Raw genomic sequence first — 14901 nt, forward strand, 5'->3', positions numbered from 1 at the left:
TAGGTCAGGGTGCCGGAGCGGGACACGATGCCGATGCGGCCTGGGTTGTGGATGTGCCACGGCATGATGCCGATCTTGCACTCGCCCGGGGTGATGATGCCAGGGCAGTTCGGGCCGATCAGGCGGATGCCGGCTTCGTCGACGGCCTTCTTCACGTAGAGCATGTCCAGGGTGGGCACGCCTTCGGTGATGCAGACGATCAGCTTCACGCCGCTGTCGATGGCTTCCAGGATGGAATCCTTGGCGAAGGCCGCGGGTACGTAGATCACCGAGGCGTCGGCCTGGGTCTGACGCACGGCGTCCTTCATGGTGTTGAACACCGGCAGGCCCAGGTGCTCGGAACCACCCTTGCCCGGGGTCACGCCGCCTACGACCTTGGTGCCCACTTTCAGCGCCTGCTCGGCGTGGAAAGTGCCATTCTTGCCGGTGAAGCCTTGCACCAGCACTTTGGTGTCTTTGTTTACCAATACGCTCATTTTGTATTCCTCAGCTCAGTGCGGGTCTCAGGCAGCGGCCTTGACGGCGGCGACGATCTTCTCGGCAGCGTCGTTCAGACCCTGGGCGGAAGTCAGTTTCAGACCGGAATCGTCCAGGATCTTGGCGCCCAGTTCGGCGTTGTTGCCTTCCAGACGCACCACTACCGGCACGGTCACGTTCACTTCCTTCACCGCGGCGATGATGGCCTCGGCGATCATGTCGCAACGCACGATGCCGCCGAAGATGTTGATCAGCACGCCCTGCACCGAGGTATCGGCCAGGATCAGCTTGAACGCCTCGATCACGCGCTCCTTGGTGGCGCCGCCGCCCACGTCCAGGAAGTTGGCCGGCTGGCCGCCCTTCAGCTTGATGATGTCCATGGTGGCCATCGCCAGGCCGGCGCCGTTCACCATGCAGCCGATATTGCCTTCCAGCGCCACGTAGTTCAGATCGAACTCGGAAGCCTTCACTTCGCGTTCGTTTTCCTGGCTCTTGTCGCGTTGCGCCAGCAGTTCCGGGTGACGGTACAGCGCATTGGAATCCAGGTTGATCTTGCCGTCCACGCAGGCCAGCTGGCCGTTTTCGCGCAGCGCCAGCGGGTTCACTTCGAACAGGGCGAAGTCGTTTTCAACGAAGGCCTTGTAAGAACCCAGCATCAGCTTGGTGAAGGCGGCAACCTGCTCGCCCTTCAATTCCAGCGCGAACGCGGCGTCGCGGGCCTGGAACGGCTGCATGCCCACCAGCGGATCGACCTCGATCTTGATGATCTTTTCCGGGGTTTCCTCGGCGACCTTCTCGATTTCCACGCCGCCTTCGGTGGACACCATGAACACCACGCGCTGGCTGCCGCGGTCAACCACGGCGCCCAGGTAGAGCTCGCGCTGCACCGGGTACATGTCTTCGCACACCAGCACGCTGTTCACCGGCTGGCCGGCCGCGTCGGTCTGGTAGGTCACCAGGTTCTTGCCGATCAGGCCCTTGGCCACTTCGGCGGCTTCTTCGCGGCTTTTCACCACTTTCACGCCACCGGCCTTGCCGCGGCCGCCGGCATGCACCTGGGCCTTGACGACGGCGAATTTGCCGCCCAGTTTGTCATAAGCGGCAGCGGCTTCTTCCGGCGTAGCGGCCAGAATGCCCTGTTGCACCGGCAGGCCGTACTTGGCCAGCAGCTCTTTCGCTTGGTATTCGTGCAGGTTCATCTATGGTTTCCTTTCGGAGAAATGGATGGCGGGCCGAGGCCGACGCCCAATTTCTTTGAGTCGCTTGTAAACCTTGAATGTATCTGGCGCGCGGCGCTTACCCCCCAGGCTACGCGCCGCCGCCGCATACTCCGTCAATCGGCCCCCGAGGGGGCCGTTTTGCCGAGCCGTGCGCGATTGTACACGACCCGGCCAACGCTTAGCCGTGCAAAGCGCGCTTGTCTGCGGCCAGCGCCGCTTCGTGTATCACTTCCGACAAGGACGGGTGGGCGTGGACAATGCGCGCCAAGTCTTCGCTGGCGGCCTTGAACTCCATCGACACCACGCCTTCGCTGACCAGCTCGGACACCATCGGGCCTATCATGTGCAGGCCCAGGATGCGGTCGGTCTTGGCGCAAGCCAGGATCTTGACCGTGCCTTGCGCCTGGCCCAGGCCCAGCGCGCGGCCGTTGGCGCCAAAGCCGGAACTGCCCTTCTTGTACTCGACGCCCTCGGCTTTCAGCTGCTCTTCGGTCTTGCCGACCCAGGCGATTTCAGGCGAAGTGTAGATCACCCACGGAATCACGCCGAAGTCCACGTGCGGCTTCTGGCCGGCGATGCGCTCGGCCACGGCCACGCCCTCTTCCGACGCCTTGTGCGCCAGCATCGGGCCGCGCACCACGTCGCCGATCGCCCAGACATTGGGCAGATTGGCGTGGCAGTGATCGTCCACCACCACGAAACCGCGCTCGTCCAGCTGCAGGCCCACCACGTCCGCGCCCAGGCCCTGGGTGTTGGGCACGCGGCCGATGGACACGATCAGCTTGTCGAACTCGGCCTTGACCGCTTCGCCGTTCAGTTCGTAATTGACGGTGACGCTCTTCTTGCCAGCCTTCACTTCGCCGATCTTGACGCCCAGCTTGATGTCGAGGCCGGTGTCCTTGGTCAGGGTCTTGAAGGCTTCCTTGGCGATCTGTTGATCCGCGGCGGCGAGGAAGGTCGGCATCGCTTCCAGGATGGTGACTTCCGCGCCCAGACGCTTCCAAACCGAGCCCATTTCCAGGCCGATCACGCCTGCGCCGATCACGCCCAGGCGCTTGGGCACCTCGGTCAGCGCCAGCGCGCCTTCATTGTCCAACACCAGCTTGTTGTCAGTAGCCAGGCCCGGCAGCGCGCGCGGGCTGGAGCCGGTGGCCACGATCACGTGGCTGGCTTCCAGGGTGTCCACCACCTTGCCGCCGTCGCTGACTTCGATCAGCCACTTGTCGCCCTGGCGGCCCTTGAAGGCGGCCAGGCCGTGGATGTTGGCGACCTTGTTCTTCTTGAACAGGAAATTGATGCCGGCGGCGTTCTTGGTGATGATGTCGCTCTTGCGCGCAATCATCTGCGCCACGTCCATCTTGGCGCCGGACACGCTGATGCCGTGCTTGGCGAAGTCGTGCTGCACCGCATGGAAGTTTTCCGACGACTGCAGCAGCGCCTTGGACGGAATGCAACCCACGTTCAGGCAGGTGCCGCCCAGCGACGGCTTGCCTTCCGGATTCTTGAACGCGTCCACGCAGGCGGTGTTGAAACCCAGCTGGGCGGCGCGGATGGCGGCCACATAGCCGCCGGGACCGCCGCCGATCACCACAACATCAAACGATTGGCTCATCTTGTTTTCCTTGGTCGGTGGCGGGCGCGCGGCCCGCCGGCTGCCGGGTCTATTTGCCGACCTTCAGCAGCAGAATGCCGAATGCGATCATGAACAGGCAGAGAATGCTTTTGCCGATCAGGCTGTACAGGTCCTCGCGCACGCCGTTGCGGCGTTTTTTCCAGGTCAGCCAGCCTATGGCCACGCCGGCCAGGATGGCGGCGATTCCGTAAAACCAGTCGGGCAACTGCATTCAAGCTCCATTCATCGCAAGACAGGCCGGGAGCGCGCTCCCGGCCGCGGGTGATTACAAGTCGAGGATCAGGCGGGCCGGATCTTCAATCGCGTCCTTGATCGCCACCAGGCTCAGCACGGCTTCGCGGCCGTCGATGATGCGGTGGTCGTAGGACTGGGCAAGATACATCATCGGACGCACCACCACTTGACCGTTCTCAACCACGGCGCGCTCCTTGGTGGCGTGCATGCCCAGGATCGCGGACTGCGGCGGGTTGATGATCGGGGTGGACATCATCGAACCGAAGGTGCCGCCGTTGGAGATGGTGTAGGTGCCGCCGGTCAGTTCTTCCACGGTCAGCTTGCCTTCCTGCGCGCGCTTGCCGAATTCGGAGATCTGCTTCTCGATGTCGGCCAGGCTCAGCTGGTCGGCGTTGCGGATCACCGGCACCACCAGGCCGCGCGGGCTGCCCACGGCCACGCCGATGTCGAAGTAGCCGTGATAGATGATGTTGTTGCCATCCACCGAGGCGTTGACGATGGGGTATTTCTTCAGCGCGGCGACCACGGCCTTGACGAAGAAGCCCATGAAGCCCAGCTTGATGCCGTGCTCCTTCTCGAAGCGATCCTTGTACTTGGCGCGCAGGTCCATCACCGGCTTCATGTTCACTTCATTGAAGGTGGTGAGGATGGCGTTGGTCTGCTGCGACAGGATCAGACGCTCGGCCACGCGCTGGCGCAGACGGGACATCGGCACGCTCTGTTCCGGACGGTCGGACAGGATGGCGGCGACATTGACCGCGGCCGGGGTGGCGGACAGCGCGGCGCCGGAACCGATCACCGGACCGGCCTGGGCCGGAGCGGCTTGCTTGGCGGCCTGCACGTCTTCCTTCAGCACGCGGCCGTCGCGGCCGGAACCGGCGACCTTGGACAGATCCACGCCGGTTTCGGCGGCCAGCTTGGCAGCGGACGGCATGGCGGCGGCGCCAGCCGGAGCGGCGGCGGGCGCCGGGGCGGCTGCCGGAGCCGGAGCGGCTGCAGCGGCCGGAGCCACGTCACCGGCCTTGGCGGCGGTGTCGATCTTGGCGATCAGTTGGCCGGACACCACGGTGGCGCCGTCTTCCACGATGATTTCAACGATCACGCCTGCCTGGGGCGCCGGCAGTTCCAGCACCACCTTGTCGGTTTCCAGGTCGATCAGGTTCTCGTCGCGGCTGACGGCTTGGCCAACCTTCTTGTGCCAGCTCATCAGCGTGGCTTCGGATACGGACTCGGGCAGTTGCGGGACGGTGACTTCAATCAGCATGTTCTTCTCCATGTAGAGGCAGCCCTCCGGCTGCCTCGAACTCATTCAGTGGTTATTTGGCGACCGACATGGCTTCTTCAACGAAAGCCTTGAGTTGGGCGACGTGTTTGCTCATATAGCCTACGGCCGGGGAAGCGGACGACGGACGACCGGCGAAGGACAGCGACTGCTTGGCGCCCAACAGGCCTTCCAGACGATGGCGGATCTGATACCAGGCACCCTGGTTGCGCGGCTCTTCCTGCACCCACATCACTTCGCGAGCCTGCGGGAAGCGCGCCAGTTCGGCGGCCACTTGCTCGGTCGGGAACGGATACAGCTGCTCGATGCGCACGATGGCGATATCGTCCTCCAGACCGCGTTCCTTGCGGGCGGCGGCGAGGTCGTAATACACCTGGCCGGCGCACAACAGCACGCGCTTGACCTTCTTGGCATCCTGCACCACCGCGTCACCGATCACCGGGCGGAAGCTGCCATTGGTGAACGCTTCGATCGGGCTCATCGAATCCTTGAAGCGCAGCAGGCGCTTGGACAGGAAGATCACCAGCGGCTTGCGGTACGGACGCAGCACCTGGCGACGCAGCATGTGGAACATCTGCGAGGCTTCGGACGGCATCACCACCTGCATATTGTGCTCGGCGCACAGTTGCAGCCAACGCTCCAGGCGCGCGGACGAGTGTTCCGGGCCCTGGCCGTCGTAGCCGTGCGGCAGGATGGTGGTCAGGCCGCACAGACGGCCCCACTTGGTCTCGCCGGAGGAAATGAACTGGTCGATGGCCACCTGGGCGCCGTTGGCGAAATCGCCGAACTGGGCCTCCCAGATCACCAGCTGATCCGGAGCGGAACAGGCATAGCCGTACTCATAGGCCAGCACCGCTTCTTCGTTCAGGATGGAGTCGATCACCAGGAAATCGGCCTGGTTGTCGGACATATTGCGCAGCGGCACATAGCTGCCCTGGTCCCAGCTCTCGCGGTTCTGGTCGTGCAGCACCGAATGGCGATGGGAGAAGGTGCCGCGGCCGGAGTCTTCGCCGGACAGGCGCACGCCGAAGCCGTTGGTCACCAGGCTGGCGTAAGCCAGGGTCTCGGCCATGCCCCAGTCCGCGTTCTGCTCGCCGGCGGCCATCGCCTTGCGCGCGGTCAGCACTTTCTGCACCGTCGGGTGCAGCTTGAAGCCTTCCGGCAGCGAGGTGAACTTGTCGGTCAGGCGCTGGATGTCGGCCTGCGGCAGCGAGGTGTCGGTCGGATGCGCCCAGTGGGTGCCCAGGTACTGGCTGAAGTCCAGCGCGTGTTCGCGCTTGTAATTGGTCAGCGCGGTCTGCTCTACGTGCTCGCCCTTGTCCAGCGCGTCGCGGTAGGCCTGGATCTGCGCGTCGGTTTCTTCCGCCTTCAGCACGCCTTCCTGCACCAGGCGCTCGGCATACATCGCGCGCACGCCTTGATGCTTGGCGATCTTCTTGTACATCATCGGCTGGGTCAGGAACGGGTCGTCGCCCTCGTTGTGGCCCAGTTTGCGATAGCACACCAGATCGATGACCACGTCCTTCTTGAAGGTCATCCGGTAGTCCAGCGCGGCCTGCATCACATAGCAGACGGCTTCCGGATCATCGCCGTTGACGTGGAAGATCGGCGCTTCGATCATCTTGGCCACATCGGTGCAATACATGGTGGAGCGGATGTCGCGGGTATCCGAGGTAGTGAAGCCCACTTGGTTGTTGATCACGATGTGTATCGTGCCACCGGTGCCGTAGCCGCGGGTCTGCGACAGGTTGAAAGTGCCCTGGTTGACGCCCAGGCCGCCGAAGGCGGAGTCGCCGTGGATCAATACCGGCACCGCGGTCTTGCGTTCCGCGTCCTTGCGGCGTTCCTGACGCGCGCGCACCGAGCCTTCCACCACCGGGTTGACGATTTCCAGGTGCGAGGGGTTGAACGCCAGCGACACGTGCATCGGACCGTCGGCGGTCGGGATGTCGGAGGAGAAGCCCATGTGGTACTTCACGTCGCCGGAGGCCATTTGCTGGGCGGCCTTGCCTTCGAATTCGGCGAACAGATCGCGCGGCAGCTTGCCCAGGGTGTTGACCAGCACGTTCAGACGGCCGCGGTGGGCCATGCCGATGATCAGTTCCTGCACACCCTGGCCGGTGGCGTTCTGGATCAGGTGATCCAGCGCGGCGATGGCGGATTCGCCGCCTTCCAGCGAGAAGCGCTTCTGGCCGACGTATTTGGTGTGCAGATAGCGTTCCAGCGTCTCGGCGGCGGTGATCTGCTTCAGGATGCGCTGCTTCTTGGCCGCGTCGTAACGCGGCGTGGACAGATCGCCCTCGAAGCGTTTTTGCACCCAATGCTTTTCATCCGACTTGGTGATGTGCATGTACTCGACGCCGATATTGCCGCAGTAGGTCTGCTTCAGGCGCGCCAGAATGTCGGACAGCGGCATTTTCTGCGGGCCCACCAGCGAGCCGGCGTTGAATTGCACCGCCATGTCGGCGCCGGTCAGGCCGTGGGTAGCCGGGTCCAGTTCGCGCACCAGTTCCTGATCCATGCGCTTCAAGGGGTCCAGGTTGGCCTGGCGGCTGCCCAGCACGCGGTAGGCGGAAATCAGTTTCAGCACCCCCACCTGCTTTTGCATGGTCTCCCATTCCGCCCCGCTGCTGGCGCGCTGGCCGGCGGCCGGCTTCTTGGCCAGCTGAATGAAGGATTCCTGGATCGGCATGTGCGGCACATCGCGTTCGGCAGCGCCGGGCGCTTGCGCCAGCTTGTCGAAATAGTCGCGCCACTCATTCGGAACGGAATTGGCGTCAGCGAGGTACTGTTCGTACAGCTCCTCGATGAACGGTGCATTCCCACCGAACAGGTAAGAATGGCTGTACATGGATTGCATCATGGGGCTACCCTTTGTCGTTTCTGTGCGGAATCCGGCCAGCTACGCCCTGGCGCGAACTCCCTGTTGCTGCATGGGGAAAACGCTATCGGAAAAACTTGTTGTTGTGCTTCCCATAACATTCTGCCCTTGACCGGCCCTGGCTTCGGGCCGGAAAAAAAGGCTGGCTGAAGCCCTGCTCCAGCCAACCCTCGTTCCTGCTTACTTGCGTTTCTCCACCGCAGTGAAGTCTCGGCGCGGAGCGCCGGTGTACAACTGGCGCGGGCGGCCGATCTTCATCGCCGGGTCGGAGATCATTTCGCTCCAGTGAGCGATCCAGCCCACGGTGCGGGCCAGCGCGAAGATCGGGGTGAACATCGACACCGGGATGCCGATCGCCGACAACACGATGCCGGAGTAGAAGTCCACGTTCGGGTACAGCTTGCGCTCGATGAAGTAGGGATCGGACAGCGCGATCTTTTCCAGTTCCATCGCCAGCTTGAACTTGGGATCGTTGTGCAGGCCCAGCTCGTTCAGCACTTCGTCGCAGGTCTGCTTCATGATGGAGGCGCGCGGGTCCATGTTCTTGTACACGCGGTGGCCGAAGCCCATCAGCTTGTAACGCTTGTCCTTCACGCCCTGCATGAAGTCGGCCACGTTCTCCACGCTGCCGATCTCGTCCAGCATCTTCAGCACGGCTTCGTTGGCGCCGCCATGGGACGGGCCCCACAGGCAGGCGATGCCGGCGGCGATACACGCGAACGGGTTGGCGCCGGAAGAGCCGGCCAGACGCACGGTGGAGGTGGAGGCGTTCTGCTCGTGGTCGGCGTGCAGGGTGAAGATGCGGTCCAGCGCGCGCGCCAGCACCGGGTTCACCTTGTACTCTTCGCACGGAGTGGAGAACATCATGTGCAGGAAGTTTTCCGCGTAGGTCAGGCCGTTTTTCGGGTAGGAGAACGGCAGGCCCTTGTTGTAGCGGTAAGCTTGCGCGGCGATGGTCGGCAGCTTGGCCACCAGGCGATGCGCGGAAATGCGGCGATGCTCAGGATTGGAGATGTCCAGCGAGTCATGGTAGAAGGCGGACAGCGCGCCCACCACGCCCACCATCACCGCCATCGGGTGCGCGTCGCGGCGGAAGCCCTTGAACAGGCTCATCAGCTGATCATGCAGCATATTATGACGCATGATGCCCCGCTCGAAGTCCTTGCGCTGCGCCGCGGTCGGCAGTTCGCCGTTCAGCAGCAGGTAGCAGACTTCCAGATAGTCGCTCTTCTCGGCGAGCTGCTCGATCGGGTAGCCGCGGTAGTAGAGCTGGCCCAGGTCGCCGTCGATGAAGGTGATGCCGGACTCGCAGCTGGCGGTGGCCAGGAAACCCGGGTCAAACGTGAACATGCCGGTTTTGGAAAAGGTGCGGATGTCGACAACATCCGGCCCCAAAGTGCCACTCTGGACCGGCAGATCCAGAGTGTCCTTACCCTCGTTGTATGTGAGCGTTACTTTGCGATCAGTTTCCACAGCAATACTCCCAGTCGGTTTATGGTCGTTGTAATTGGGGTGATGCACAGCCGTCAGAGCGAGCGGAGGATCGCCACGATGGCCATTTCTTCCGGATCGTCCAGATCGGCCTTGCCGCTGACGACATCCAGAAAATCGGTATCGGGCAAATCCAGCAACCGCCGATAAGCCTCAATCTCGACGGGGGTCAGCTGATCGAAGGGACCGGCGAAGAATTTCTCCAGCACCAGGTCCAGTTCCAGCAAGCCCCGCCGCGACCGCCAACGGATCCGCTTGAGTTCAATCGGATCGTAGGCGCTCATACTGCACGCTTGACCATCAGGTCCTTGATCTTGCCAATCGCCTTGGTCGGGTTCAGGCCCTTAGGACACACGTCCACGCAGTTCATGATGGTGTGGCAGCGGAACAGACGATACGGGTCTTCCAGGTTGTCCAGGCGCTCCTTGGTGGCTTCGTCGCGGGTATCCGCGATGAAGCGATAGGCGGCCAACAAGCCGGCCGGACCGACGAACTTGTCCGGGTTCCACCAGAACGACGGGCAGGAGGTCGAGCAGCACGCGCACAGGATGCACTCGTACAAACCATCCAGCTCCTTGCGGTCTTCCGGCGACTGCTTGCGTTCGCGTTCCGGCGGCGGCGTGTCGTTGACCACATAGGGCTTGATCGAGTGGTACTGCTTGAAGAACTGGGTCATGTCCACGATCAGATCGCGGACCACCGGCAGGCCCGGCAGCGGACGCAGCTCGATCGGCTGTTTCAGATCACGGAAGTCGGTCAGGCAGGCCAGACCGTTCTTGCCGTTGATGTTCATCGCGTCGGAACCGCACACGCCTTCGCGGCAGGAGCGGCGGAAGCTCAGCGTGTCGTCCTTCACCTTCAGCTTGACCAGCGCGTCCAAGAGCTTGTGCTCGGTGGAGTTCATGTCCACGCTGATGTCCTGCATATACGGCTTGGCATCGGTTTCCGGGTTGTAGCGGTAGATGCGGAATTTGACGGTTTCGGTAGTCATCTTGATGGCACCCTTAGTAGGAGCGGGTCTTCAGCGCGATCGTATCGACCGACAGCGGCTTCAGATTGACCGGCTTGTAGTCCAGACGGTTGGCTTCGCGATACCACAGCGTGTGCTTCAGCCAGTTCTTGTCGTCGCGGCCGTTCGGGGTTTCCTCGGTGTCCTTGGCATCGTCGCGCACATGGGCGCCACGGCTCTCGGTGCGGGCATTCGCCGAGATCATCGTGGCCTTGGCCACTTCGATCAGGTTCTCCAACTCCAGCGCCTCGATGCGGGCGGTGTTGAAGACATTGGACTTGTCGGAGATTTCGGTACGCTGCACCATCTTCTCCACTTCCAGAATCTTCTCCACGCCTTCGGCCAGCATGTCCTTGAAGCGGAACACGCCGCAGTGCGCCTGCATGGTGCGCTGCATCGCCTCGCGCGCGTCATTGACTTGCACGCCGCCGGTCTGAGTGTTCAGGCGCTCGACGCGGGCGACGGAGCGCTCGACATCGGCCAGCGCCAGTTCCGGCAGATCCTCCGGATGCTGCTTGATGTACTCGATCATTGAGTTGGCCGAGCTCTTGCCGAATACCAGCAAGTCCAGCAGCGAGTTGGTGCCCAGGCGGTTGGCGCCGTGCACCGACGCGCACGCGCATTCGCCAGCGGCGTAGAAGCCCTGCACTTTTTCGCCATGCACCACCACTTCGCCGTGGTAGTTGGTGGGAATGCCGCCCATCTGGTAATGGCAGGTCGGCACCACCGGAATCGGGGCCTTGATCGGGTCCACGCCGGCGAACTTGATCGAGATCTCGCGGATGCCCGGCAACTTGGACATGATCACTTCCGGATCCAGGTGGGTGATGTCCAACAGCACGTGATCCTTGTTCGGGCCACAGCCGCGGCCTTCGTTGATCTCGGTCACCATCGCGCGCGACACCACGTCGCGGGACGCCAGGTCCTTGGCGTTGGGCGCGTAGCGCTCCATGAAGCGCTCGCCCTGCGCATTGCGCAGAATGCCGCCTTCGCCGCGCACGCCTTCGGTGATCAACACGCCGGCGCCGGCCACGCCGGTCGGGTGGAACTGCCAGAACTCCATGTCTTCCAGCGGGATGCCGGCGCGGGAGGCCATGCCCAGGCCGTCGCCGGTATTGATGAAGGCATTGGTGGACGAGGAGAAGATGCGACCGGCGCCGCCGGTGGCGAACAAGGTGGCCTTGGCCTGGAACACGACGATTTCCGAGGTTTCCATTTCCATGGCGATCACACCCTGGACATTGCCTTCGGCATCGCGGATCAGATCCAGCGCCATCCATTCAACGAAGAAATGGGTGTTGGCGCGCACATTGCGCTGGTACAGCGCGTGCAGCATGGCGTGACCGGTGCGGTCGGCGGCGGCGCAGGCGCGGCGCACCGGCTTCTCGCCGAAATTCGACATATGGCCGCCGAACGGGCGCTGGTAGATGGTGCCGTCGGCATTACGGTCGAACGGCATGCCGAAGTGCTCCAGCTCCACCACCACCTTGGGCGCTTCGCGGCACATGAATTCGATGGCGTCCTGGTCGCCCAGCCAGTCCGACCCCTTGACGGTGTCGTACATATGCCAGTGCCAATGATCTTCCTCGGAGTTGCCGAGCGAAGCGGACACGCCGCCCTGGGCAGCCACGGTGTGGGAACGGGTCGGGAACACCTTGGACAGCACCGCTGTCTTCAGGCCGGCCTCGGACAATTGCAGGGCCGCGCGCATGCCTGCTCCGCCTGCCCCAACGATAACGGCGTCGAAATGACGAACAGGAATACCCATTACAGCCCCCAGACCACTTTAACGGAATAGATAAAACAGGAAACCAGCCAGACGATGGTGAACACATGCAGCGCCAGACGGGTGCCCGCCGGCTTCACGTAATCCATCCACAGGTCGCGGATGCCCACCCAGACGTGCAGGAACAACGCGGTCAGGGTCACTTGGGTCAGCACCTGCACCCAGACCTGGCCGAAGAACGCTTTCCAGCCTTCGTAGCCGGACGGCATGGTCAGCAGGAACAAAGCCAAAGCCACGGTATAGATCAGCATGATCACCGCGGTCACGCGCTGCATAATCCAATCGCGCAGGCCATAGCCGGCGCCGACGACATTGCGATTTACCATAGAGCGACTCCCAGAACCACGGTCAGCGCCAGGCTGACGGCCACGACGGTCTTGGCGGTGGCGCGGGCGGTTTGCAATTCGAGGCCCTTGTGAATATCAAGGAACAGGAAACGGATACCGGCACAGAAGTGGTGCATATAAGCCCACAACAGGCCCAGCAGCACCAGCTTCATCAGCGGGTGGCCGACCACGGCGCGGTAGGTTTCGAACGATTCGGCCGAACTCAGCGAACCGTGCAGCAGGTAAATCAACAGTGGGAGAGAAAAGAACAGCGCAACACCGCTGATCCGGTGCAAGATCGAGACGATGCCGGGAATCGGCAATCTGATCTTGGCCAGATCCAGGTGCTTTGGACGTTGCTTCTGCATATGGCTTCCTTGGATGTTTTTAGAACCAAGAGGTTACACAACAGACGGTCCGCTTCGAGACCGCCCGCTTGAGGGGCTCCGTTGTTGTTATGGCTGGATGCCCATCATTACCGCTCATGCCGCACCAGGAATATCGCGGTGCAATATGACCCGGGGATTCTAGCAAAACTAGACCGGCCGCGGCCCGTTTTTTGCCGCGCGCCAGTCTGGCGATACTGCTTCAAAAGCCCGCCGCTTCAAGCTCGGCGGGCGGTATAGGCCCAATTGTGGGTCAGACAATAACGTTGCCGCCACTCCAGCGGCGCTCCATCCATGGAGCCGGAAATACGCACCAGGCTCAAAGCCGGTACCTCGGCCACCATGCCGGTCACGCCCAGCAGCGCGCTCTCCTCGCGCGGCAGCATCACCGCGCGAAACTGCTCGCACAACACCTTCAGGCGGATGCCGAAACGCTGCTGCAGCGCCTGGTACACGCCGGACGAACCGCGCAGCCAGCGCGCGTCCAGTCCATCGAACTCATCCGCCGGCAGAAAGGCCTCGTCCACTGCCACCGGAATACCGTGCCAGCGCCACAGCTGCCGAACTCTCAGTAAAGGCGCCGCGCGCCGCATCCGCAACGCCGCCGCCATATCATCGCTGGCATTGCCGCGGGAAATACCCAGAAATTCTCGCGCCAGATCATCCGGCTGCTCATTGAACAGGCCCGGCGTCAGCATCAGGCCATCGCCCCACTCGCTGGGCGCCGGCGCCACGAAAGTGCCCTTGCCCTGCTCGCGATACAGCAGGCCGTCGGCCACCAGCTCGCTCAAGGCCTTGCGCACCGTGCCCTGGCTTGCGCCCAGTTCGGCGGCCAGCTCCCATTCGCTGGGCAGCGCATCATTTTCCTGCCACTCGCCATCACCAATCCTGCGTTGCAGCAACTGCCGAATCTGGCTGTACAGCGGCTGTCTACGCAGCGGTCGATCTGTCATGTTCTCTGTTGTATCACCAAACAAATCAAGCGTAAATACAAGTCTTATATAAGACATAAGACTTTGAAGCGGCTATCAGCTTTTCTGATGAGGATTACACCCCCACATTGGCTATACTCCGTGATACACTCAGCCGCACAAAAGCATTCAATGCTGCAGAGCAATATCTGCCTATCATCATTATCGGATACATCAAAGGAGAGTCCGCCAATGAAAGCTCCCGTTCGCGTTGCCGTTACCGGCGCAGCCGGCCAGATCGGCTACAGCCTGCTGTTCCGCATTGCCAGTGGCGAAATGCTCGGCAAGGACCAGCCTGTCATCCTGCAATTGCTGGACCTGCCGCAAGCCCAGACCGCGCTCAAGGGCGTGATGATGGAACTCGAAGACTGTGCCTTCCCGCTGCTGGCCGGCATGGTCGCCACCGACGATCCGAACGATGCCTTCAAGGACGTCAAGGTCGCGCTGCTGGTGGGCGCCCGTCCGCGCAGCAAGGGCATGGAACGCAAGGACTTGCTGGAAGCCAACGGCGCCATCTTCACCGTGCAAGGCAAGGCGCTGAACGACCACGCCGCCCGCGACGTGAAAGTGCTGGTGGTGGGCAACCCGGCCAACACCAACGCCTGGATCGCGATGAAGTCCGCTCCGGACCTGAATCCGAAAAACTTCACCGCCATGTTGCGTCTTGACCACAACCGCGCGCTGTCCCAGATCGCCGCCAAGACCGGCAAGCCGGTGGCCGCCATCGAAAAGCTGGCGGTATGGGGCAACCACTCGCCGACCATGTACGCCGACTACCGCTTCGCCAGCATTGATGGCCAGCCGGTCAAGGCCATGATCAATGACGAAGCCTGGAACCGCGATGTATTCCTGCCCACCGTGGGTAAGCGCGGCGCCGCCATCATCGAAGCGCGCGGCCTGTCTTCCGCCGCCTCCGCCGCCAACGCCGCCATCGACCATGTGCATGACTGGGTGCTGGGCAGCCAGGGCAAATGGGTGACCATGGGCATTCCGTCCGACGGTTCCTACGGCATCCCGGAAGGCGTGATGTACGGCTTCCCGGTTGTATGCGAAAATGGCGAATACAAGATTGTGCAAGGTCTGGAAATCGACGAATTCAGCCGCGAGCGGATGAACTTCACCCTGGCCGAACTGGAAGAAGAGCGCGCCGCCATCGCTCACCTGTTTGGCTGATCCATCCCAAGTCTTTTCAGCAAAAGCGCACC

The 14901-nt window shown here is 62.5% G+C and carries 14 protein-coding genes; 1 reads left to right on the top strand and 13 read right to left on the bottom strand.

Annotated elements, in window-relative coordinates; translation table 11 throughout:
* The 13 genes from ACE3QM_RS07820 to ACE3QM_RS07880 form a co-directional block, all read right to left on the bottom strand.
* Positions 1–476: CoA-binding protein (locus tag ACE3QM_RS07820; protein WP_374421326.1), on the bottom strand; the 476-nt coding region annotated here is incomplete at its 3' end.
* 27 nt (positions 477–503) lie between these two features.
* Positions 504–1676, bottom strand: a complete 1173-nt coding sequence (sucC, locus tag ACE3QM_RS07825; protein ID WP_048411387.1) for an ADP-forming succinate--CoA ligase subunit beta — start codon at positions 1674–1676, stop codon at positions 504–506.
* Positions 1677–1875: 199 nt separating this feature from the next.
* Complete coding sequence (gene lpdA / locus ACE3QM_RS07830; protein ID WP_048411386.1) at positions 1876–3309, bottom strand: dihydrolipoyl dehydrogenase; 1434 nt, start codon at positions 3307–3309, stop codon at positions 1876–1878.
* A gap of 49 nt (positions 3310–3358) precedes the next feature.
* Positions 3359–3541, bottom strand: a complete 183-nt coding sequence (locus ACE3QM_RS07835; RefSeq protein ID WP_048411385.1) for a hypothetical protein — start codon at positions 3539–3541, stop codon at positions 3359–3361.
* Positions 3542–3595: 54 nt separating this feature from the next.
* The gene (gene odhB / locus ACE3QM_RS07840) at positions 3596–4828 is read right to left on the bottom strand and encodes a 2-oxoglutarate dehydrogenase complex dihydrolipoyllysine-residue succinyltransferase (protein WP_374421328.1); all 1233 of its coding nucleotides are present in this window, start codon (positions 4826–4828) and stop codon (positions 3596–3598) included.
* A 52-nt stretch (positions 4829–4880) separates the two neighbouring features.
* Complete coding sequence (locus ACE3QM_RS07845) at positions 4881–7709, bottom strand: 2-oxoglutarate dehydrogenase E1 component (RefSeq protein ID WP_048411384.1); 2829 nt, start codon at positions 7707–7709, stop codon at positions 4881–4883.
* Positions 7710–7907: 198 nt separating this feature from the next.
* Complete coding sequence (gltA, locus tag ACE3QM_RS07850) at positions 7908–9200, bottom strand: citrate synthase (protein WP_048411383.1); 1293 nt, start codon at positions 9198–9200, stop codon at positions 7908–7910.
* Positions 9201–9253: 53 nt separating this feature from the next.
* Positions 9254–9502, bottom strand: a complete 249-nt coding sequence (locus ACE3QM_RS07855; RefSeq protein WP_048411382.1) for a succinate dehydrogenase assembly factor 2 — start codon at positions 9500–9502, stop codon at positions 9254–9256.
* Positions 9499–10209 carry a succinate dehydrogenase iron-sulfur subunit gene (locus tag ACE3QM_RS07860; RefSeq protein WP_048411381.1) on the bottom strand — a complete coding sequence of 237 codons (711 nt, stop codon included), beginning with the start codon at positions 10207–10209 and terminating at the stop codon, positions 9499–9501. Before ACE3QM_RS07860 ends, ACE3QM_RS07855 begins: the two co-directional genes overlap by 4 nt.
* 13 nt (positions 10210–10222) lie before the next feature.
* Positions 10223–11995 carry a succinate dehydrogenase flavoprotein subunit gene (gene sdhA / locus ACE3QM_RS07865; RefSeq protein WP_048411380.1) on the bottom strand — a complete coding sequence of 591 codons (1773 nt, stop codon included), beginning with the start codon at positions 11993–11995 and terminating at the stop codon, positions 10223–10225.
* Positions 11995–12339 carry a succinate dehydrogenase, hydrophobic membrane anchor protein gene (gene sdhD, locus ACE3QM_RS07870; RefSeq protein WP_231463553.1) on the bottom strand — a complete coding sequence of 115 codons (345 nt, stop codon included), beginning with the start codon at positions 12337–12339 and terminating at the stop codon, positions 11995–11997. Before sdhD ends, sdhA begins: the two co-directional genes overlap by 1 nt.
* Entirely contained in the window at positions 12333–12707 is a 375-nt protein-coding gene (sdhC, locus tag ACE3QM_RS07875; protein ID WP_048411378.1) for a succinate dehydrogenase, cytochrome b556 subunit, read from the bottom strand. Before sdhC ends, sdhD begins: the two co-directional genes overlap by 7 nt.
* Positions 12708–12943: 236 nt before the next feature.
* Positions 12944–13678, bottom strand: coding sequence for a GntR family transcriptional regulator (locus ACE3QM_RS07880; protein WP_048411377.1), 735 nt, complete (start codon positions 13676–13678; stop codon positions 12944–12946).
* A 210-nt stretch (positions 13679–13888) separates the two neighbouring features.
* Here ACE3QM_RS07880 and ACE3QM_RS07885 point away from each other — a divergent pair, with 210 nt between their 5' ends.
* Positions 13889–14869 carry a malate dehydrogenase gene (locus ACE3QM_RS07885; RefSeq protein WP_374421329.1) on the top strand — a complete coding sequence of 327 codons (981 nt, stop codon included), beginning with the start codon at positions 13889–13891 and terminating at the stop codon, positions 14867–14869.
* Positions 14870–14901 lie beyond the last annotated feature (32 nt).

The organism is Chromobacterium sp. (assembly GCF_041912965.1).
Classification (GTDB): Bacteria; Pseudomonadota; Gammaproteobacteria; order Burkholderiales; family Chromobacteriaceae; genus Chromobacterium; species Chromobacterium aquaticum.